19 protein-coding genes and 1 riboswitch are annotated in these 21125 nt (G+C 44.7%); of the genes, 1 reads left to right on the plus strand and 18 read right to left on the minus strand.

The window, feature by feature from the left end; all coding sequences use genetic code 11:
* The coding region (locus ACED42_RS13210; RefSeq protein WP_371702849.1) for an Ig-like domain-containing protein at positions 1–3101 on the plus strand (3101 nt) is incomplete at its 5' end.
* 159 nt (positions 3102–3260) lie between these two features.
* Here ACED42_RS13210 and ACED42_RS13215 read toward each other — a convergent pair.
* From ACED42_RS13215 to ACED42_RS13300, 18 genes are all read right to left on the minus strand, one after another.
* Positions 3261–3992 (minus strand): endonuclease, encoded by a 732-nt coding sequence (locus tag ACED42_RS13215; RefSeq protein WP_371702851.1) that lies wholly within the window; start codon positions 3990–3992, stop codon positions 3261–3263.
* A 97-nt stretch (positions 3993–4089) separates the two neighbouring features.
* The gene (locus ACED42_RS13220; protein ID WP_371702852.1) at positions 4090–4590 is read right to left on the minus strand and encodes a SprT family zinc-dependent metalloprotease; all 501 of its coding nucleotides are present in this window, start codon (positions 4588–4590) and stop codon (positions 4090–4092) included.
* A gap of 79 nt (positions 4591–4669) precedes the next feature.
* A complete protein-coding gene (locus ACED42_RS13225) occupies positions 4670–5467 on the minus strand; it encodes a DUF2189 domain-containing protein (protein WP_371702854.1) in 798 nt (265 codons plus the stop codon).
* Positions 5468–5707: 240 nt separating this feature from the next.
* Positions 5708–7012 carry a cobyrinate a,c-diamide synthase gene (locus ACED42_RS13230; RefSeq protein ID WP_371702855.1) on the minus strand — a complete coding sequence of 435 codons (1305 nt, stop codon included), beginning with the start codon at positions 7010–7012 and terminating at the stop codon, positions 5708–5710.
* 2 nt (positions 7013–7014) lie between these two features.
* On the minus strand, positions 7015–8085 hold the full coding sequence (locus ACED42_RS13235) for a threonine-phosphate decarboxylase (RefSeq protein ID WP_371702857.1): 1071 nt from the start codon (positions 8083–8085) through the stop codon (positions 7015–7017).
* A 38-nt stretch (positions 8086–8123) separates the two neighbouring features.
* Positions 8124–9086 carry an adenosylcobinamide-phosphate synthase CbiB gene (cbiB, locus tag ACED42_RS13240; protein WP_371702859.1) on the minus strand — a complete coding sequence of 321 codons (963 nt, stop codon included), beginning with the start codon at positions 9084–9086 and terminating at the stop codon, positions 8124–8126.
* Between the two features lie 79 nt (positions 9087–9165).
* Positions 9166–9978 carry a precorrin-4 C(11)-methyltransferase gene (cobM, locus tag ACED42_RS13245; protein WP_371702861.1) on the minus strand — a complete coding sequence of 271 codons (813 nt, stop codon included), beginning with the start codon at positions 9976–9978 and terminating at the stop codon, positions 9166–9168.
* Position 9979: 1 nt separating this feature from the next.
* The gene (gene cobJ / locus ACED42_RS13250) at positions 9980–10819 is read right to left on the minus strand and encodes a precorrin-3B C(17)-methyltransferase (RefSeq protein WP_371702862.1); all 840 of its coding nucleotides are present in this window, start codon (positions 10817–10819) and stop codon (positions 9980–9982) included.
* Positions 10820–10821: 2 nt separating this feature from the next.
* The gene (locus tag ACED42_RS13255; RefSeq protein WP_371702864.1) at positions 10822–11664 is read right to left on the minus strand and encodes a sirohydrochlorin cobaltochelatase; all 843 of its coding nucleotides are present in this window, start codon (positions 11662–11664) and stop codon (positions 10822–10824) included.
* Between the two features lie 177 nt (positions 11665–11841).
* Positions 11842–13446: a cobalamin biosynthesis protein gene (locus ACED42_RS13260; protein ID WP_371702866.1), complete on the minus strand. Its 1605-nt coding sequence runs from the start codon at positions 13444–13446 to the stop codon at positions 11842–11844.
* Positions 13446–14276 (minus strand): precorrin-2 C(20)-methyltransferase, encoded by an 831-nt coding sequence (cobI, locus tag ACED42_RS13265; protein ID WP_122047398.1) that lies wholly within the window; start codon positions 14274–14276, stop codon positions 13446–13448. Before cobI ends, ACED42_RS13260 begins: the two co-directional genes overlap by 1 nt.
* A 66-nt stretch (positions 14277–14342) precedes the next feature.
* Positions 14343–15641, minus strand: coding sequence for a precorrin-6y C5,15-methyltransferase (decarboxylating) subunit CbiE (gene cbiE / locus ACED42_RS13270; RefSeq protein ID WP_371702868.1), 1299 nt, complete (start codon positions 15639–15641; stop codon positions 14343–14345).
* Positions 15638–16297 (minus strand): precorrin-8X methylmutase, encoded by a 660-nt coding sequence (locus ACED42_RS13275; protein WP_009847682.1) that lies wholly within the window; start codon positions 16295–16297, stop codon positions 15638–15640. The genes cbiE and ACED42_RS13275 overlap by 4 nt, the downstream gene beginning before the upstream one ends.
* Positions 16298–16317: 20 nt before the next feature.
* Positions 16318–17490: a cobalt-precorrin-5B (C(1))-methyltransferase gene (locus tag ACED42_RS13280; protein WP_371702870.1), complete on the minus strand. Its 1173-nt coding sequence runs from the start codon at positions 17488–17490 to the stop codon at positions 16318–16320.
* Between the two features lie 105 nt (positions 17491–17595).
* Positions 17596–17726, minus strand: a riboswitch (cobalamin riboswitch).
* 9 nt (positions 17727–17735) lie between these two features.
* On the minus strand, positions 17736–18200 hold the full coding sequence (locus ACED42_RS13285; protein ID WP_102258168.1) for a phosphoglycerate mutase family protein: 465 nt from the start codon (positions 18198–18200) through the stop codon (positions 17736–17738).
* Positions 18190–19215 (minus strand): iron ABC transporter permease, encoded by a 1026-nt coding sequence (locus ACED42_RS13290; RefSeq protein WP_050546540.1) that lies wholly within the window; start codon positions 19213–19215, stop codon positions 18190–18192. Before ACED42_RS13290 ends, ACED42_RS13285 begins: the two co-directional genes overlap by 11 nt.
* Entirely contained in the window at positions 19202–20146 is a 945-nt protein-coding gene (locus ACED42_RS13295) for an ABC transporter substrate-binding protein (protein ID WP_371702872.1), read from the minus strand. Before ACED42_RS13295 ends, ACED42_RS13290 begins: the two co-directional genes overlap by 14 nt.
* Positions 20143–20901, minus strand: coding sequence for an ABC transporter ATP-binding protein (locus ACED42_RS13300; protein WP_371702874.1), 759 nt, complete (start codon positions 20899–20901; stop codon positions 20143–20145). The genes ACED42_RS13295 and ACED42_RS13300 overlap by 4 nt, the downstream gene beginning before the upstream one ends.
* Positions 20902–21125: the final 224 nt, after the last annotated feature.

The following is a 21125-nucleotide window of genomic DNA, read 5'->3' on the forward strand; positions in this document are numbered from 1 at the left end:
GAGACGGAAGTGGTTCTGGTGGCTCAGGCGGAAGTGGCGGCGGAGACGGCAGTGGTTCAGGCGGCTCTGGTGGCGGCCAGGTAAAACCTACTTTAGATAAATATGAAACACTACCTCAGACATTTTCTGCGGATGTGACTCGTAATGGGCATACTGTAAAAATTAAAGTCTCTAAGTATTCGGTAAGAAGAGCAGATACCGAGTTCTACTATTATGACGCTTCAAAATCGTCTTCTTTAATTGCCTTTGACTATACTCCCGAAGTTCGTAGCTACCGTGGACAAATTGTGGGGGAGCCAAGCTCGCAGGTTATTGGATATGTGGATTCTAAAAATCAATTTTATGGCTTCGTCTTTTATGGTGAGGACAAAGCGTGGACAGTTGAAAATCTCCCTGTTCCGAATTTGAACAATATAGCTCAAAAAAAATTAGATAAGGCTCTACATCGTTCACCAGCAGAACTAGTAGCCGTTGAAAACAACTATCAGTTGCCAGGGCCTTCTTTAAAGTCACCGGTTCCTGCTCGAACACTCATGAAACTTCAGATGAGCAGTATCGGCTACCTTGTTGATATTGAATCGTTTGAGACGTCTTTCAATAAAAACATTATCGATACTATTGCGGCAATGGATCATACAACGAATTCGTTGGACTACTTTTTTGCGCGCGATGCATTGATACGAGTGGACTACCCAATCGGTGTTATTACCATAAATAGTGGTGGAAAGACCGCCAGTGAACTCAGTCCAATACTAGATCCATTAGTCAGATCGGAATCGCCAAGTGAATTTCAGATAGGCCAAACCTTTTTTAAAGAAGGTAAGCGTTGCAATGCGTCAGGGCTTTCAAGTCGTTGCGATTTTCACCCAAATCTTGCGCATACGCTGCATGAAATTGGCCATACTTTTTCGTTAGGGCACCATGTTGGACCTGAAACCAGTACTTTGATGAGTTTCTCGTTTGCCATAGATACCAATATGATTTCGACGATGAAGACTTCAAGCGCAATTGATCAGCGTTTGGCGCCAGCGATGGAGTCACGCATGAACCCTAAGGCAAATATTGATCACATTGGTACTACTCGTAATACACCGGTAATCGTCGATGTGCTTGAGAATGATTTTGATGCAAACGGAATAAACGTTGGCGGAGAGTTATCTTTAGATAGCTACACGAAACTGAGCCAGAAAGGTGGGGTTATAGAGCTACAGGCTGGAAAACTAAAATATACACCTGTTGAAGGCTATGTAGGAGAAGACCATTTTGGCTACACAATTACGGACGACACAGGCTTAAAAGATAGTTCAGAAGTTCACGTAAGTGTGAAAAGTAACGCACGAGTGCTTTATCTTTCCGATAATCATTTTACGATAAGACAAGATATAAAAAATCATGGGAAACATAGCCAACCTAATTTTAAGCATATGGTGAATCGGGCTGGTAAAGAGATGTTTTTTGGTAAGCCTGCAGTAGCTGCTTATCCAAATGTTGGTTTTCATCAGTATGTGATTGATCAAACATCGACGAATACACCCGGGGCGCAAACTGAGCCAACCTTTTCTGAAAATAACCTGATGACGTTGCAAAAACATATGCCCCATGATTTAGCGCCAGGAAAACAGAGTTTTTCGATTGTGGCTCGTTACAAACAAGATGGTTTTTATCGGACGGCACAGGAAAACAAAGGTATTCATGAGGTGAGTATATTCAGCTCAGGGAAGATTGATGATGGCTTCGCTCTGTCACACTTTAATGGAAACTACCACCGCTCAGGGGAGCCGGAAAAAGGGCTAGGTTGGACGTTAGTCAGCCGCCAAATGTATACAAGAACGTCATTTTCAGATAGTCCTCATATCCTTCATGCGTTTGCTAAGCCGGATGAGGTTAATATTGCGAACAACGTTTGGCATTCTGTGGCATGGGTAATAGATCGAGAAAACAATCAAGTATCGACATGGGTTGACGGTAACTTAATCCCAATGGCATTAAGTACTGACCCTACCAACTTCCGAAATTACATTCCTTTACCTGCTGGTTTTGAAGGAGTATACCCAGGGGGAACTCATGCTTGGATTGATTCGAGTTGGGATGCTTCAACGGAAGGCTATGGTCCTTGGTTTATGAATACCAATGGGCAAAATCGGGGAAGTGGTGCTGATGAGATTTGGCAATCATTCACTCGATTTATCTCTGATAAATTCGCGGCCGATGACGTGCAAATTTACACTTACGCTCTTGAAGAGCAAGAAATAAAGAGCATTGCTCAAAATAAAGAAAAAGCGTTTACTAATAATCCGGTTAATGGTGGAAGTCAGTCTTTTTCCCAACCAATAGCGCTAACGTGGGACAGTCAACACGCAACTGCCTATAAACTTCGCTGGGGATATACCTCTGCTATGGCCAATGTGATAGGTGAGCAAAGCGCAAAATCTTTTCAAATTGGTTCACCCGACGAGACTAAAAAAGCTTTGTATTGGAGGGTAGATAGTAAACACGGCAGTGAATGGATTGAAGGAAATGTGTGGAGTATCACTAATAATAATATTATGGGCGAAGCTCTGTCGCTCGCCTTCACTAAGGATGAGGTAGCTGGCTCAGGTTTTGGTTCGGATAATGCTCCATGGCCTAAAAATTCAAACAAAGTTATTGATGGCGTTCATGTGGTTGTTGCGGGACAAACCAGAGATAACGATGCGTCGATATTGAGGTTAAGTAACCGTACTACGATTACTTTGACCGATAATAACAACCGTCCATTTAAGCAGATACGCTTTTCAGCAGCGCAGTGGATATCCGGTACTGAAGGTTATTTACAAGCGGAGTATTACAATAGTACTGACTGGGTTCCATTAATTAAATTAAATAAAGGCGGTGTGGCTAGTGGATATGGTTTTGGTGAATTAAGATCAAGTTTCCCTGGTATCGGTTCTACAAGTGATCGAACTAGTCACCCTGATTGGTATGACCCTGCAGATCTAAATGCTTCGGCTTATTATGCGGTGGATTTACCCGCGAACACCATACAAGTGAGGTTTCAGTTTTATAGTGCTGGATCGGATAGAAATCAAGTCGCGATCGATCAACTGAACCTATACAGGTAATCTATTTAGTTACTGATACTTAGCTTTTTGATGGGTTCAATTATCTATTAATGGTCAAACGGCTTAAACAAAAATTGTTTAAGCCGTTTTTTATTGTCTTGTTCTCAAGCCTTTTTACTACGCTGTTTTGAACACTTACTTACTGTGATTGGTATGAGATTATCGACACTCTTTGGCAACAAAAGGATTATGGTTGCCCTGAATTTTGTAGATACGTTGGTCACGCGTACACTCCCATTTATCGACAGGGAATTGCTTGTTCCACGCCATCATCAGGTTAGTCTGTTGCTTAGATAGCTTGAAACCATACTCTTGGCTCATGTAAAGGTAGGTACGCGCGATAGAGCCTTTTGCTCGGTCTGGCGGCATCACTTTGCGCTGCTTGAAGTTGACCTGCATTTCACATTGACCATAGCTCACGCCATCCATTCCATTCCACTGACTGAAATTGTAATTAGAGCGATCACCGTTAACCTCGCCAATGGTCGGAGTCAGATTATGAAGATCGGCTTCCATGGATTTGAATACTTTGTCGTTGCGCGTGCAGTTCTTACGTCCGCCATCCTGCCAGCACTGACGCTGGTGGCCGAATTGCCAAGCTGGAACCACGTGTTCCCACTCAATACGGGAAGCGCGCTTTTGCTGTTTTCTCACTTGATAACCACAGCCGTCGAGGTCGGGGATACCTTTCTTTTTGTCTTTCCAAGTGATGTCACAACCACAATAAAATGAAGTCGGGTGATCGAGATAAATCTTCACCGCTTCTTTTTTAGCTTTGGAGAACGAACTTGGTGGAGCGGCGAAAACACTTTGGGTTACCAGTAGGCCAAATACTATTGATAGGTAAAAGGACACCGATAGGCCAAATACTTTTGGAGAGGTTTTTTGCATAGAAAAAGACTGATGAAAGTATGATAAACAACAGTCTAGCACTCAAATGTTAGTTCACTCTATTACATTTATTCGCGTTATCTTATGAGCTCAAGACTTAGCTCAATTGAAGGCCGGTAAAAGCTAAGTTTTGTTGGCATTGTTGGCAACGATAAGTTGATTGGTTGCGGATGACTTTGTTGTGTCGTCTTATCGACAGGGGATAAGTGGTGCAATCACAGCGGTACTCAAAGGTTTTTCCTTGCACTGAGGTGATTTCCAAACTGTGGGTGGTTCTGGCCGGTACATTGAATACCTTTTCCATCACGTATTTCCACTCATTGCCGTGAGGCCTAACTCGTCCGAAGACCTGATATGTGATGAGATGTGCGAGTTCATGAGGTACGACTTCGCTAATAAAGGCGTCTTCATTTTCGCTGAATAGCACTTGGTTGAGTTTTATCTCGTTTAACTGGAGGTAGGCTTTTCCCGCTGCCTTTCCTCTTAACTTGTAAGTGACGGTTGGGCATGGAAATTCACGAGAAAAATGTTGATTAGCAATAGCTAGGCATTCGCCCAGTTTTTTATTTACTCGATGTTGTTGCGGGGTGTAAGACAAGCGTTGTTAACTCCAAAAAAAAGCCTCAGCGTTTAAGCTAAGGCCTCATCATAACATTGCTCATCGATCGTGAAACGATTTAAACATGATGTTTCTTTTTGATGACTTCGTGGTAAGCATGCCAGGTTCCGTAACCAAGTAATGGCATCGTTACAATCATACCCACACCGTAGGTCGCGAAGCCGACTAAGATACCAGTACCAATGATACCCGCCCAAACGACCATCGCAGGGATGTTTGATTTAACAGCGTTGAAGCTAGTAAAAATCGCACTCATTACATCTACACGTCTTTCCATCATTAGTGGAATTGAAAATGCTGAGATACTAAATATCAGGCTAGCGATAACAAAACCAATGACAGACCCTGTAATTAAGAAGGGAGCAAATTCGGTCAATGGTGCCCCTTGTACTGAAGGGTAAAGTGCGTGCAATAATGCAGCGATACGCATCCAGAATATCATCGTAACCATTAATACAATCGCAAACGCCCATTGGTGGGTTGAGTTGCGTGTGATGGCTTTCATCGAGTGCAGTAGGCTAGCGTTGTGCCCCTTTTCTCTTTCCCAGGCTGCGTCATATAAGCCTAGGGCAAGAAACGGCCCTATTAGCATGTACACAATCAAGCTTGGCATAACGACCAAATGTGTTCCTTGCCATTGGACAAGTTGAACAATGGCGATGGCCGCACCCATAAAGCACAAACCGTAAAATGCGCTGATTAATGGCATTCTCACTAAGTCGTGCAGAGCAAGCGACAACCAATGAAAGGGCGCTGAAATGCTCACCTGATTACATGGTATTGTACGAGCGTATTCTGAGTCTTTGATTTCTTTTTGTTTATCGTCGAAGTCTTGTGTATTCAATGTACGAGGCATAGATCCTCCTTGATCGGTTTTCTACCTGCGCTGCTGTTAAATTGCAGCGAACGAAACTCGATGCCCGACTTGGCGACGTCTTTGATGTAAGCGCGCATCAGCTAAATAGTTCACGAAACAAAGTCTGATCTTGATTTGTTCGTTAACATTATTTTAACTATTGACCGTGAAGCGGCAAATATCAACTTTTGACAGGCTGTTCTTAGTCAAAGCGTTCAAGGCGTATTTTTTCGTTGATGCTTAATAAAGCGCTCCTTTGAATATTTTCGCTACCAAATCAGGGTTATACGGGAAGTACCAATGTGCATAAGAAGCGATGGTGTTTTGTTTTATCCAAACAGGATCGATTGGCCTACCATATTGAGATTCAGGCTGAGTTAGTACGGTTTCTTTACTGTCTGTTTTTGAATAATGGAAAGTATGCCCACGCAGCATTTGACCATCGAAATTAGCTTCTAGGATCCCTAGCGCGGCTAGCTTCTTCTGCATAGTCGCTTTGGCATTTAACGCTCCAACCATGTTTTCTGTTTGGCTTTCTGTATCAGTCAATGCTTTGTTGAGGTATAGCATGCCACCACATTCGGCTAGGCAAGGTTTTCCTTGTTCAATGTGTGTGATGATTTGCTGTTTTAACGCATGATTGAGCGCTAGCTTATCCATATGTAATTCAGGATAACCTCCTGGTAAATACAAAGCGTCACACACTGGTAAATCATCATGTGCAAGCGGTGAGAAAAATGACAGTTTTGCCCCCAATTCGATCAACAAATCAAGGTTGGCTTGATACAAGAAAGCAAAGCTATTATCACGAGCTACTGCAATTGTATGACCAGTTAATGATTCATGTCTGGCTGGTAGTGCTTGCTTTGGTTTTTCAAATGCTTGTGCTGTTGGCAATGGGATATCACCATGTTCTAGTAGTAGCTTGGCTGCGTGATTAAGTCGCTCCTCTATGTCATCTAACTCTTGTGCTTGTACTAAACCTAAGTGGCGTTCTGGCAGCGACAAATCCATGTCTTTTGGTAACCAACCACAAAACTCGGTTTCAGGTTTTAGGCTTTCTTTTAGCATTTCAGCGTGACGTTCAGAACCTACGCGGTTTGCAACTACACCAAATACATCCACGTCATCACGGAATGTCGATAAGCCATTTACAATGGCTCCAAAGGTTTGTGCCATTGCGCCAGCATCTACCACGGCCAACATCGGAAGGTTAAATTTAGCCGCAATATCAGCACTTGAGCATTTGCCATCAAACATACCCATTACGCCTTCAATTAGAATCACATCCGCTTCTAGGGCTGCTTGGTAAATTAAGTGTTGGCATTCCGCTTCACCACACATCCACAAATCCAATTGGTAAGTGGGTGTATCTGATGCAATAGATAGAAATTGTGGATCAATAAAATCAGGCCCAGTTTTGAATACTCGAACTTTCTTTCCTTGTTGAACCAAAGCTCTTGCTAGAGCGGCGACCACGGTTGTTTTTCCGCTTCCAGAAGAAGGTGCGCCTACCACTAGGGCAGAACAGTAAGCTGTAGACATAATTATTCCTTGAGTTGTTCGAGTGCGCGAGTGAGCGCTTGCCATTGTGATTCGTTGGCGGGTAACCCGAAACGAAGTGCATCGTTTTCATCACAATGACGAGTAAAAACCCCTAACTTGGCGAGCTGATGGTGCCATGATGCCGAATCTGAAATTTCAACTCGGTGAAAGAGTATCTGTGACGTTATTTTTACCGAGCCCGCCATTTGGCCAAAATGTAGTTGTAAGAGTTGGTTCATACGCTGAGCCTCTTCATGTAGGCGTTGGCGGTTTTTCTTTTGCCAATTGGAGTTGAGTAAGGCATGTGTGGTGACATAGCGAGTTGGGCCACTGAGTGTCCAAGGTCCAAGGTGTTGTTTAAGAATATTTAAACGCAATGGCGAGGCAAAACAAAAGCCTGCGCGAATCCCTGCCAGCCCAAAAAATTTACCCACTGATCGCAGGACTATTAGATTGTCAGGTACTCCTGTTGGGAAACTTGGTAACACTGAAAGCTCAGGAGTACAGTCTACAAACGCTTCATCAATCACGATCGTTGAATGATCTTGGATATGATCTAGCCAAGTCAGTACTTCACTTGGTGGCACATTCAGTGCGGTTGGATTATTGGGATTAATCACTACGACCACGTCTGCCGTTTTGAGCTGTTCGATTGTCGGTTTATGTCGGTAAAAGTCGAATATGACGGCTTGTATGCTTTGTTCTGCGTACTGCTGCCACGCATGTTGATGTTCTTTGTAACCCGTATGAGGTAATAGGATGTGCATCAATGTTGGCTGTGTCTTTGCAATCATATGTGGTAGCGATTGAATGGCTGCCTGACTGCCAGCTACGGGTAACAAGGCATCACTTTGATAGTAGGTTTGCGCGGCTGTGATTAAGCCATCATCGTCTTCTGGTAGCCGATTCCATACCGATGCAGGGATTTCAGGTATAGGGTAGTGATGCGGGCTCACTCCAGTTGAAAGGTCGACCCATTGTTCGATTGGCCTTTGATAGCGCAATGAAAACTCGATTAACTTACCACCGTGATGCGGAAGTTCGTTTGAGGTTGAGTGTTGTTTAATCGTCATTAGCGTACTTAAAGTAAAGAGTTAAAATAGACATGAAATCAAAATAAACAAAGAGTTAAAAGAGAAAGCAATAGCATTAGGATGGCCCAAAGCACACTGGTTTTTTGAACCAAAGATATGGCTCGTGGAATATCTTCTAAAGTCGCAATATTACCTTTCCCCATCGGACGCTTTTTCACAAGTTTTCCGTGGTAATAAGTATCGCCACCTATAATAATTTGTAGTGCGCCGGCACCTGATGTCATTACGGGGCCACCGTTTGGACTCGAGCAATGTTTAGCTTGTTCTTTCCAGCATTTCAGAGCCAACTTAGTGTTGCCTAAAAGGCTGTAGCTAAGTGCGGTTAAGCGCGCAGGTGCCCAGCCCATCACATCATCGACTTTTGCTGCCACATAGCCAAATTCTAGCCAGCGTTCATTTTTGTAGCCCCACATCGCATCAAGTGTGTTCACTAATCGGAACAGTAATGCCCCTGGAGCCCCAAGCAGTGCAAACCAAAATAGAGTGCCGAAGATCGCATCGTTACCATTCTCTAATACCGACTCAATCGTCGATGACGTGATCTGGCGTTGATCCATGGTTTCAGTATTACGGCTAACGATCCAACCTACTTTCTCTCGCGCTAAATCAAGATCACCTTGGCTTAGTGGCTGGTGGATCCACTGGGCGTGCTCAAGCAGGCTACGTTGACCTATCGCGATATACAGAACCCCGATATTAAATAGCCAAACGCCTAATGTGTTCCCCATGCTTAGTAGAGTATGTTGCAGCCAAAAGCTGAGTAAGCACAATGGAAGGGTCGCGGTTAACCACGCGATCAAACCTGAGAGTTTAGTGGCTCGGTTTAACAGCTTCTCGATTTTCTGAACCGCATTGCCAAAACCGATCAAAGGGTGAAATCGTTTAGGCTCACCTAGTAAGTGATCAAGCATCAAAGCGGCGATCATCATTAGCGAGATCGCTAAACTTGAAGAACCAAAATTTAAATCAAAAAAGATCATTATGTCTGCCAAATAATGCTGCTGACTGGATAGTAAAAATGAATAAACGCACAAACCAATCAACAGCTAATGAGCGAGGTTAGTCTGCGCTCTTATCGTCTTCTAATGTTCCACTTTCAGCTACACCCTCTTCAACGACACGTGCTTTTCGGCAAGCGTGTGAGAAGGTCGGATCGTAGAGTTTAGAGTCAATAAAGTCATTATCGCCCAACACTTTACTGACGATGATCATCGCGGTGGAGCGAATCCCTTCATCATGCATAACTTGGGCGATCGTACCCAATGTAGCACGAAATATTCGCTGTTCAGGGTGGCTGGCTTTTTCAACGACAGCCACTGGCCAATCTTGCGGGTAAACATCCGATAATTCACGAACCACTTTACGAATTAATGTTGCGCTAAGAAATAAACACAGTGTTGCTTCGTGAGAGGCAAGGGCGCGTAGATTCTCTTTTTCAGGAACAGGCGTTCGACCTGATGCTCGGCTAAGAATAATGGTCTGGCACTTTTCAGGTAGCGTCAGTTCTTGGCCAAGAGCTGCGGCACTCGCTTGGAAAGAGGACACGCCCGGAACCACTTTCCAATCAATGCCAAGTTCGTTCAAGCGACGTGTTTGTTCTGCAAGAGACGAGTAAATCGAAAGATCGCCAGTTTGAACGCGTGCAACGTTTTGACCTTTTTCGTGTGCGGTTAGGTACACATTGGTTAGATCATCAAGATCCATGTCAGCGGAGTTATAGACCAGTGCATCAGGGTGAGCGCGATCGATGACGGCTTTTGGCACTAAACTGCCTGCGTAAACAATCACAGGACACTCTTCAACTAAGCGTGCGCCTTTCACTGTGATTAAATCTGGGTCACCCGGCCCTGCGCCGATAAAAAATACCGTCATACTAGTTTGCCTCTTCCGTCACTGATTCTGCTTTAGGTTCAACTTTTAATGAATGGCCACGTTTTTGACCTTCTAGTACCTTGCCGTCTTTCAGTTGATATTTATTGGTGTAGCCACGCGGTGTTACGATCCAATCACCAAATCGGTAGCTGTTGCTGTTACCTATCACGACCGCGGCGTTCATACCAAATTCCACTTTGGTAAATTCAGCCAGTGTTGTGAGTGTGACTTTTTGATCATCACGATACGCAGCATTCACGATAGCCACGGGAGTATTTGGGTCACGATGTTCCAAAAGGATTTCACGTGCAGTTTCAATGTGCTGAGTTCGCTTTTTAGAGCGAGGGTTGTAGAAGGTAATCGCAAAATCAGCCATTGCCGCGGCTTTAATCCGCTTGGTAATCACTTCCCAAGGCGTTAATAAGTCAGACAGAGAAATGGTACAACTATCGTGGCCAAGAGGTGCACCAACTAAAGAAGCACAGGCGTTAGCAGCGGTGATACCCGGAATAATATCCAGTTCAACTTGTGCGTTTAATTCTGCGTTTTGCTCCAATAATTCAAGCACTAAAGGCGCCATCGCGTACATGCCTGAATCCCCAGAACATACTAATACGACTTCTCGACCTTTTGCTGCTTCTTCTACTGCCGCTTGAGCGCGGTCCCATTCGCGAGTCATACCACTTTGAATGACTTCTTGAGTGTCGATTAGTGTGCTGATTAATTCTACATATGGCTTGTAGCCTGCAACGACATCTGCATTCTTTACGGCTTGTTGCGCTGCGGGGGTTACTAGATCAATAGCGCCAGGCCCTAAGCCTACCAGTGTTAGTTTTGCCATGATTATTTCTCTTCCTCCGGTGCACCTAAACGAATTAAGCCTTCTTTAATTTGCTTATCGATAATCTGTAACAGTTCTGGCATATCGAGCATGCAGAACTTGTCACCTTGGATTGGCTCTGCCACTTGAACGTCAGCGTCTTCTGCCAGCATCTCTTTAATTTCTTTAAGATCGTTGATGAAGTGGTTACCCGATACAAGCAGTAGTGGAACTAGATTAAGAAGCGGTCGGCCTTGGCCTGTATGTTGCTCTTTAATGCGGCGAACCATTTCATCTTTCACTAACTTAAATGGCCATGCGCCTTCGAGCGAGCAAGTGAAGTTGCGTTGCGATAATTTGCCTAGTAGAGCATCACAGTAATGGATCGATTGGTGGCCCGGGTTATCTAACATAGGCGCCCCGTGGTGAACAAATACGTTGAAATGATCTTGTGGAGCAAAACGATCATGGAGGGCTGAAAGCAAGTTGGTCGTCAATTGACTGTGATGCATTATCGCTGGTGTTTGTTCGATACGTGCAAATGAGAACTGCTTGAAGCCATCAACTATTGATGTCATGTAGCGATGTTCATCGGTAGGGAATAGGTACACTGAAACAATCAAAATGCGTTCGTAACCTTGTGTGTCTAGATCGGCGAGTACCTGAGGTAGGCTGAAACATGGCGTGTCTTTACGAGCCAGCTTCTTGATCACCATCTTTGAGCTGGTGGCGATACGCACTGGCACATCTGGGTAGCTTTGACGTACGCGCTCTGCGAGAGTTTCATAACGTTGTTGTTCTACAACGCTACCAAAGCAGCTCAGTACAATGGCTGTGCCTTGGTTATAATGACGAAGTCGTTTCATAATTGTCGCTGTCCTTATCAAATCTATATCACAAGATAAACGGGTTATCTCATGTTGGTAATGAGGTTAAAGTGAGCTTTGAAATATCATGTTCATAGCTTGCAAAGTATTTGGTCTACTATGTTCCTAAAGCTCAGTGATACCTAAAGTTCAGTGGTTCTTAAAACTAAGCGGTTTCTAAAGCCCAGTGGTGCCGTCTGCATTTTCAATTGGTGCGATAAACTTAGGATCTAAATAAGCTTTTAATGATTTCCGCTCGACTAGATTTGTGAACAAATCTTTCCAGTCTTGCTCGGTAAATTCTTCGATACCTCGAACCCAAAGCCCGTTGTTAACAGGTGTTTCATGTTCTAGTAAACGTTCGTAAATCACCATTGCAGCGCGGTTTCTGCAGGTGCCCGCACAGTGTGTACGGCTTATCTTAATGCGCTGTTCACCGTCGGAAAAATTGAGCGCTTTAAGTACCTGTCTAAGATCGTGTGCAAGGTTTTTACTGCCTTCTTTCGCGCAACGGCCACCTTCACATAGCAATACGTGATGGCGGTGGTAGAGCATCGGGCGGTTTAAATCGACATGCTTAGGCTTACACTGAAAACCATCTACCACTTCACTACCGTGAAGGTTGATTTTGACGTTTTCATCTAGCCAGTTTTTCCACTTCTTCTTGGCGAGGGGTTCATCGTATTCGATGCGAGTACAAGATAAAGTCATGTTGAAACCGTCTTGTTTGAATTTCCACTTAGGTACCAATAGTTGATCTCGCTGACCGTGCTTTAGCGCGGCCGCTTCAGAAACCGATGATATACCCGTAATTTTTTTTACGTATTCTGATGGGTTTTCAATCCCTTCAACGCCGTCGAGTTGCTCGGCTGAATAAGTGTGGAAAGGAATTTGGCTTTCAGACGAGAGTTCTAAAATACCTTTTTCATCCGCTTTTAAAGCGATACTGGCGAAAGCTGAAACACTGGCTTTTGCTAGGTTATATTCAGTCAGGAAAACATCGATACCTGCTTTCAATACATGCAAAGGAGTATTGCGGTCACAGCCTATTCCAAGCACAAGCGACTTTGGTCGCCACAGCACGGTTTTGCTTTCAAATTCAGCGTAACCTTTTGGCTGTGCTTCATCTGAAATCAGAACTAAACCATCCCAATCATCAGTACTGATTTGAGAAAGGTCTGTATCGCTTAGTGCTGGGTGGGTCATGATATGTCTTGGCATGGAACGTTTGTTCTGCCACCAGTTCTGTTCGCCAGCGTGCTGCACTATTAGAATGCGTTTTTCATTTACAACTGCTGCGCTGGTGGCGGTGATCGCGGGTTCGCATTGTGGATCAAGTGTCCAACCAAATGGCGATCCGAACATATCAACCGACAAACTGCCGGCAGCGTCAGAAGCGGTGGTGATTACAGGAGTCGCGTTGAGTGCTTGTGAGACTTGTAACGCGATCCCATTTGCGCCACCGCGATGACCAGATAGCATAGGGATCACGAATTGGCCGTGATCGTCAATGCAGATCACGCCGGGGTCGGTGCGTTTGTCTTCTAGCAAAGGGCCGATCATTCGGCTGACAATACCCGCAGCAAAAAAGCAGATATGGTGATCATATTGCTTAAATTGAGGAGGAAGAAAACCAGAAAGCGGCAGGGTTAACTCATCGGCTTCTGGGTATTCTTCTTGTCCAACTGGTGCAATAAAGACATCAGCAAACGGAAACGTTTTAGCTAAGCGTTTGGCTTGCCTTGCTCCGTGTAGCGTGATGGCATAAATGGCTATTTTCATTACGCTTTACCGCTATTAGTTTTATTGATGTCATCTTTACCACTATCAGCTTTACCACCATCAAGAACGGCACATTTCTTTGATTCATTAGTACCACGTAGTACACCACGACGTGCGCGAACTGAAAGCTGAACCATAGAGAAGTAGCGGTTTTCATTCGGTACATCACGTAGGTCAGAGTAAAGCTCTTGTTTTTCTGTGGTGGCATGCGACACGTAGGTTGCACAATCCAACATGTCCATCGACTCAAGTTGAGTGATCAGCTTGGGGATAACGCGACCTGCTTTGATTAACATGATGGTGTCAAAATCTTCGACTAGCTTTTCTAAACACTCGATACCCCATGTCGCAGGTACAACACAAAAACGCTCCTGACCGTCAGCAAGTGGAATTTTTGTTTGTGATGGAATAGCGGTAACTGAAGTGATACCCGGAATGATCACCGGATCAAGTTCAGGAAGTAGCTCTGTCAGTTCTTCTTGGATGTATGCCCATGTGCTGTAAACCGATGGATCACCTTCGGTTGCAAATGCCACGTCTTTACCTTGCTTTAATAGTTCAACAATTGTGACGGCGGCTTTACGCCATGCAGGAACGTTGATGCTTGGGTCACGCGTCATTGGGAAGTGCAAAAATAGGTATTCGCCTTTCATGCTTTCAGGGCTAACAGAACCCGCTGCAATTTGTTGAGCAAAAGAGTGGTTACTGCCCGCGTCTTTTTCTGGAAACGCGACAATGTCGACGGTGCTGAGTAGTCGGTGAGCTTTAAGTGTCAATAATTCTGGGTCTCCAGTGCCGACACCAATTGCGTACATAGTTCCTAATTTCATCTGTGCTTTCTCTAATTATGTTTTTATTTAATATGTTGAGTGGCGCTTAATTAAAAAATTAAGCGCTTATTTCTGAATAAACGGCTTGGTAAAAATAAATAAGTGAATCGGATTTTCTGATTGATAACGGGTGTAGTGAGCGAGTGGTACGCCTGTTGATATAGAGATCAGTTGAACCTGTGTCGGAGCATCGCTGTCTTTACTCCATTGATGAAGTTCGCAAACTGAATCGACAGTCACTGCAGAACCGATCACGACGCCTCCCGGTTTTATTGCTGACCAACAGAAATCTAAAATGGTGTGCATGTTGCCGCGGCTTCCACCAATAAAAATACTGTCTGGCTGAGGCAAGGTGTCGAGTTGCATTGGGGCTTTATCTCGAATCAGTTGTACGTTGTCGGTACCGTGCGCTCTAAAGTTAGCCTCGACCGACTCATAACATTCTTGGTTTGATTCAATGGTGAAGACTTGTCCTTGATGGCACTGTTTAGCGGCTTCTATCGCAATAGAACCTGAGCCTGTGCCTATGTCCCACACCACAGATCTTGGTTGAATACGCATACTTGCTAACGCTAAGTGACGAACGGGCTGTTTGGTAATTAAGCCGCGTTTAGGCATGCGCTTCATGAAGTCATCATCGTTGGCGTATTGGCCCAACTCCCCCCACGCATGAGGTAGCGTTCGGTGCAGTACCATTACATTGAGTGTAGAGAAGTCGTCGGAACTTTTTAGTGCGAGGTCTTCGAGAGTCCACCGGCTTATCTTTTCGTCGGTGCCACCTAAGTTCTCACATACCCAAGCCGTCCAACCTTGTTGATTAAATTCGACTAAGTGTTTCGCAATACGGGCTGGGTTGTTTTGAACATCGGTTAGCAAGCAGTAGCTAGTTTCCCATTGTATTTGGCTTGCGATACCTTTAATGCCATCGTAATGCTGCTTTCTTCCATGTAGTGAAATTGCTTTGGTTTCTTGCCATGCAATGCCGACTCGGCTGCAAGCGAGTTGCATTGAACAAGGGGAGGGAATAAAGCGCACTTCATCATTAGGCAGTTTTTTTAACAACGATTCGCCGATGCCAAAGAACAATGGGTCGCCAGAAGCTAATACGACGACGCCGCCTTCCTCGCATTCATCAAGTAACTTAGCGAACCAAGATTGATAGCCTTCTTGCATCGATAAGCGTTGACCTTTGAATTGGGGGAACCAATCCAATAGTCGGTCGTTACCTGCAACAACGCGTGCAGATTCAACTGCATTAACAGCTCGACTGGTTAGGCTTAAACACCCATCTTCGGGTACTCCGACTACCGTGATAGCCGATTGATAGCAATCGATAAGCTGAGAGTGAGTACTTACATTATTCATTTTACTGACTCAGCAAGTAGGGCGTGAATAGTCGATACCACTAACGGGCTGCCACCTTTACGGCCTAGGCTGGCAATGTAAGGCACGGTGTTTTGTTCGGTTAATGCTTGCTTAGATTCATCTGCTTTTACGAAACCAACAGGAATGCCAATGATCAATGCAGGTTTTGCTTCGCCTGCTTCTATCATGCGCAATAGCTCAAGTAATGCGGTAGGCGCATTGCCTACACCTATGATAGAGCCGTCGAGTAGGCCGTTATCGCGGGCATAACGCATTGAGTGAATAGCACGTGTTTCTCCTGTCTCTTTGGCCGTGCTAATGACGTCTGGATGACTAATGAAGCACTGTGCTTTATTGCCGTAAGCGTTGAGGCGAGTTTGATTTAAACCTGTCACGATCATGCTGACATCGGTAATGATGTTGGCACCGTTTTTTAAAGCGGTAATGGCAGACTCAATCGCGTTGTCGCTGAATTGATATAATTTAGCGTATTCAAAATCACCCGTTGTATGAATGGCACGACGAACCACATTCCATTCACCTTGATTGAAGTTATGTCCCCCATGGAGAGTTTCTATTTCTTCATCGATGATAGAGAAAGAGTCACTTTCAATTTGACGGCCTTGCTTGGTCATTTGACGCATATCGTTAGTCATGGAGTTTTCCTTGTTCATGCTTATTCATCATGAAAGTGAGTATTGGTATCACTTCCTTTTGAGCAGAGATGTTCTGCTAATAGATCGCCGTTAAAATCGATCAATTTGAATTCAATGCTGACGTGATGTTTGACATACACAGCAGCGTGCTCTGCAGCTTGTTTGCAGAGCAAGGTAAGAAAGTCGTAATTGGGAATCTCTTGGCCCGATTGGGCTTCTTTCCATGTGTCGAGTACGTGGCGGCCTGTGTTGGCTTGGCTAACAGCTTCGGCAAATTCACTCGATGCACCTGATTGAATGGCGAGGTCGGCCAGTAATGAAAAGTCGATAGCTTTACCGGATACGTGAGTCATCATGTGCCCAGCGACCATCTTGCCGAGTTTGCCTATCATGGCGACGACGGTGATTTTGCTCACTTGATAACGTTTTGCTGCGCGCAGTCCGACCCCAACAAAATCACCCGCTTGGATAAAACACATCGAGTCATAACTTGGTAGCATGGCCATCGCTGACTTTTCGGTTCGAGATCCTGTCGTGAGAACCAAGTGGTTTTGGCCATTTTGTTTCGCTATTTGTACCGATTGACGCACAGATGCTGAAAACGCTGAAGTGGAGTAGGGTTTTACCGTTCCGCGTGTCCCGAGAATGGAAATACCACCGATTAAACCGAGTCTTGGCCCAATGGTTTCCTTGGCTCGCTCCTCTCCATCAGGGACGCAAATTTCCAGTGATATACCGACGTGTTTTTTCTGTTGACTGGTAGCTTGGTTCCATTCCAAAGTCACCATATCGAGAATGTTTTTTCGAGGTACGGGATTAATCGCCGCCTGACCGACGGGAAGTTCTAATCCGGGTAGAGTCACACGAGCTACGCCAACACCCCCATCGATGTGAAAACCGGGCTCTGAATGCCAGCGGGCAATACTCTGAATATGGGCTTCGTGGGTACAATCAGGATCGTCCCCTGCATCTTTAACAATGCTGGCGGTCACCGCATCGTTGGATGTTTGGATAAACGCGACCTTAAACGTAGCGGGCTCACCATTAGGTAGAGTGATGGAGGTATAGTCAGGCTTTTGTCCGGTTAATAGTGTTTGAACTGCCGCTCTGCTTGCTGCAGCTGCGCACGCTCCGGTGGTAAACCCACTGCGGAGATCGGACTTATTTTTGGATCGTTTAACTTTTGTGACCACAGTATTCTTCATCTACGTTTTAGGTATTGACGAATACAGAGCGTTCCCTTGTTAGACAAGGTATGGATGGTGTTGAGTTTTCCCGCTCGATATTCATGTGTGTCCAGGTATTCTGACTTACGATGTTGAGGTTCTCATTGCGCTTTACTCCTTCCCAAGTCGTGTGACTCAGTGGCTTGTAAAGGGCTCATCGCTTACAGCTGCGGGTACAGTTCAGGAGTTACACCTGATTCCCTGATGTGACGTTATACTTCGATATCTATCCTGAGGATTTCTCCGTTGTTTGGTGTGTCTATGATTTGCTTTGGTGTCCCTAAACTGGCTAATGTTTTTATCCAGTCACCATGTCCGAGCAGCAAAATAGGGTTCTCATTGTTGTGGTGACGAGAAACTCGTTGGATCCACTGAATCGCCATTGTTCTTCGTTGCTGTTCTGAATCGAACTCACTGAGCTCCATTTGAGAAATGACGGGCACTTTCAGGTAGCGTGCGATGGTTTTAGCACTGGAAATAGCACGGCCTAATTGACTGGTGTAAATAGCATTGAGGGTCAATGATTTTTGAGTTGCAAGATAACGACCGACGTTATGCATCTGTCGTTTGCCTTTCATTGTCAGAGGGCTATCCAGTTGATTCTGTGCTTTGCCTATTCGATTCCATTCGGTTTCGCCATGACGAATCGCAATGATGGTGAAGCGTTCAGCTTTCATTACTTTTCTCCATCAAAATGGAAACAATGAATAGTGCGCCAAACGCGGTGGTGACAACACCAAGAGGCAGTTCTTGAGGAGCAACTAAGGTTCTCGCCAAAATATCACTTAATAGCATAAGCAAAGCCCCAATCAGCCCTGAAGTGATGAGTAACTTTTTGTGTAATGGGCCGATGATTTTCTTCGCGATATGAGGAACCATCAAGCCAATAAATCCGACAACGCCGATGATAGAAACAAAACATGCAGTTGCAAAAGCGCAGACAATAAAGACACCGCTTTGCAGGCGTTTTGTGTCTACGCCCATGGTTTGTGCTACGTCGTCTCCTGCAAGTAAACAATCTAACTGGCGATGTTTTAATATACCTAGGGCTATCAAGGCGATAAGTCCAGCAAGCACAATTAGCACATTGTCCCAGCGTGCGTTTCCTAGGCCTCCTAGCGACCAAAATAGAATTGAGTGGGCAGCTCGTTGATCACCATGGAAGACCAAGAAGTTAGTCAAGGCTGTAAATAAAAATGAAATAGCCAACCCGGCTAAAACAATTTGAGAAGACGCTTGTCCATCTACTTTTCTGACTAGAAATAGCACTGCCGAAGCCGAGATTATTCCACCGATAAAAGCGGCGAGTGGAAGTGTCCAAATGCCGATAGCGCTACCGATGACTGTAATCACAAAGACTGCTCCAGTTGCGGCACCGGATGACAATCCAAAAATGAAAGGGTCGGCAAGGTCGTTTTTTGTCACGGTTTGTAATAACGCCCCAACAATACCTAACCCAGCACCGCAAATAATAGCGATGATTGTTCTAGGTAAGCGCAGGTGCAGTACCACTTGATCTATCGGTGAGTCGATCTGTTGACTCATCGCCGCTGAAAAAATCGTAGCGACTTGTGCAAAAGATAGCTGAACGCTGCCTAAACTCAGAGAAAACATCGCTAAGAGGGCAAAAACAGAACTGAATACGCAGGTGTTCAGTGCGGTTCGGTTCAGGTTAGTACTAAGACTTGTCATGTATTTCTTGGATGCGCTGTGCCAATTTTTCAATTGCAGCTATGTTTGCTGGCCCGGGAGTAATTTCCTCATAACGCAGAGGAAGGTATTGGGTGGTCTTTACCGCTGTGGTCAGCTTCATCGCTGGGTGCTGTTCCAAAAAGGTTTGCATGCCTTTAGCGCCTGTCCCATTTTGATAATCGAGAAGAATAATGACATCAGGGTTATGCATCGCAACTGACTCCCATGATGTGGTTCCCCAGCTGATATCCAGATCTTTCATTACATTGGCGCCACCCGCTGCTTCTATCATGGCGCTCACTGTCGCGTACTTTCCTGCTGTGAATGGTTTCTCTTCCCCTGAATCATACAGAAAGACTTTAAGCGGGGTTTGATTCTGGGTTTGCTGTTGAATCAATATTAATTGCTCTCTCCAAGTGGAGATAAGAGTTTGAGCTCTGTCTTGCTGACCGAATAAAGTCGCAAGGCGTGTCACGTCATCGAACATCTGTTCCATGCTAGCTGGCTGCTTATCTTTACGGATATGGCTGCAACTCTCATTAAGAATCAGAGTATTGATACCAAACTCTCTCAGAGAATCAGGCGTGACTGAGCCGCCCAACCGCATACCGTAATTCCATCCTGCAAAGAAAACATCAGGGTTGGCATTAACTAACACCTCTAAAGAAGGATATTTCGGTGCGAGCTCGGGAATGCTGCCCTGGAGGCGATTAAATTCAGGGGTCGTTTTGTAGTACCCGCTAATACCGGTCACTCCGATCATATTCTCTTCAAGCCCGAGAGAAAATGCCATCTCAGACATATTGATATCGTGAGTGATTAAGGTTTTCGGCGCTTTATCTAAGGTAAGTGTAGAGTCGCAGTTTTCTACCGTAATTTGGGCTTGTGCGGACACGGTAAGTAATAAAGTTAATGCTGATAGTTTTTTCATGAAAGCTCCTGTCCTTGGTCGAGTTCAATGTCGAAAAATTTGCTTGTTTTCTGTGTGCGCTTATTGGTCGTGCTGATTAAATCGACTTCAAAGATCGGCTTAAGTTGATTGTGAGTTAGTAGTTCTTCTACCTTTCCTTTCGCGACTACCTGGCCGTGTTCCAAAATCGCAATGTGCGTCGCGAACTTGGCCGCAAGGGAAATATCATGCAGTGAGCAAATCAGTGTTTTTTCTTGATCTTTCAATAGTGATAAAACTTCCCCTTGAGCACATGGATCTAGATGGTTTAGAGGCTCATCCAACACCAGAAACTCGGCGTTCTGACATAAAGATCGTGCAATATGTGCTCGCTGCCTCTGGCCACCTGAGAGCTGTCCCATTCTTCGTTCGAGGAAAGTATCGATCTTTAGTGCTTTACTCATTTGGTCAAGTGAAAAGCTAGAAGTGGCTTGATTGGAAGCGGTTAGTTGAATGTACTCTCTTAGTGTTAAACGACCATCCACTTGACTGTGTTGTGGAAGGTAACTGATTTGTTTTGCTCTTTGCTGGCAAGTTAACTTACGTAGCGGCAATTGGTTTATGACGACTTCGCCTTTGAAGGGAAGCAAATTAACCAGTGCTTTTAATAACGTGGTTTTTCCGGAACCATTGCGTCCAATGACTACCCAGCGCTCACCTTGATTAATTTTCAGATCGAGTGGGTGCAGTCGTTGAGTGTTTTGTTGTTGAACTGAAAGTTTGTGGCAAAGAAGCATGAGTTACTGAGAATGGTTTGTTTTTAACAAGTGCTATTACATTAAAATTTAAACGTTTGCGTAACATTGATCTCAGCACGTAAAATCCCCACTATTATCAAAATAATCTATAAGTTAACGCTTGTGCTACGTGAAAGGGTTAGGATTGATTAGTGAAAGAATAGAAGAATAGAAGAATAGAAGAATAGAAGAATAGAAGAATAGAAGAATAGAAGAATAGAAAG

It is taken from the genome of Vibrio sp. FF145, assembly GCF_041439075.1.
GTDB classification, from domain to species: Bacteria; Pseudomonadota; Gammaproteobacteria; order Enterobacterales; family Vibrionaceae; genus Vibrio; species Vibrio tasmaniensis_A.

What these genes read in the sequence shown, in the direction of transcription:
- ACED42_RS13260 (WP_371702866.1), bottom strand. Translation starts at nt 13,446, where the DNA reads ATGAAAATAGCCATTTATGCCATCACGCTACACGGAGCAAGGCAAGCC.
- ACED42_RS13225 (WP_371702854.1), bottom strand. Translation starts at nt 5,467, where the DNA reads ATGCCTCGTACATTGAATACACAAGACTTCGACGATAAACAAAAAGAA.
- cobI (WP_122047398.1), bottom strand. Translation starts at nt 14,276, where the DNA reads ATGAAATTAGGAACTATGTACGCAATTGGTGTCGGCACTGGAGACCCA.
- ACED42_RS13230 (WP_371702855.1), bottom strand. Translation starts at nt 7,012, where the DNA reads ATGTCTACAGCTTACTGTTCTGCCCTAGTGGTAGGCGCACCTTCTTCT.
- ACED42_RS13255 (WP_371702864.1), bottom strand. Translation starts at nt 11,664, where the DNA reads ATGAAACGACTTCGTCATTATAACCAAGGCACAGCCATTGTACTGAGC.
- ACED42_RS13290 (WP_050546540.1), bottom strand. Translation starts at nt 19,215, where the DNA reads ATGACAAGTCTTAGTACTAACCTGAACCGAACCGCACTGAACACCTGC.
- ACED42_RS13300 (WP_371702874.1), bottom strand. Translation starts at nt 20,901, where the DNA reads ATGCTTCTTTGCCACAAACTTTCAGTTCAACAACAAAACACTCAACGA.
- cbiB (WP_371702859.1), bottom strand. Translation starts at nt 9,086, where the DNA reads ATGATCTTTTTTGATTTAAATTTTGGTTCTTCAAGTTTAGCGATCTCG.
- ACED42_RS13215 (WP_371702851.1), bottom strand. Translation starts at nt 3,992, where the DNA reads ATGCAAAAAACCTCTCCAAAAGTATTTGGCCTATCGGTGTCCTTTTAC.
- ACED42_RS13275 (WP_009847682.1), bottom strand. Translation starts at nt 16,297, where the DNA reads ATGACTAACGATATGCGTCAAATGACCAAGCAAGGCCGTCAAATTGAA.
- ACED42_RS13235 (WP_371702857.1), bottom strand. Translation starts at nt 8,085, where the DNA reads ATGACGATTAAACAACACTCAACCTCAAACGAACTTCCGCATCACGGT.
- cobJ (WP_371702862.1), bottom strand. Translation starts at nt 10,819, where the DNA reads ATGGCAAAACTAACACTGGTAGGCTTAGGGCCTGGCGCTATTGATCTA.
- cbiE (WP_371702868.1), bottom strand. Translation starts at nt 15,641, where the DNA reads ATGAATAATGTAAGTACTCACTCTCAGCTTATCGATTGCTATCAATCG.
- cobM (WP_371702861.1), bottom strand. Translation starts at nt 9,978, where the DNA reads ATGACGGTATTTTTTATCGGCGCAGGGCCGGGTGACCCAGATTTAATC.
- ACED42_RS13295 (WP_371702872.1), bottom strand. Translation starts at nt 20,146, where the DNA reads ATGAAAAAACTATCAGCATTAACTTTATTACTTACCGTGTCCGCACAA.
- ACED42_RS13285 (WP_102258168.1), bottom strand. Translation starts at nt 18,200, where the DNA reads ATGAAAGCTGAACGCTTCACCATCATTGCGATTCGTCATGGCGAAACC.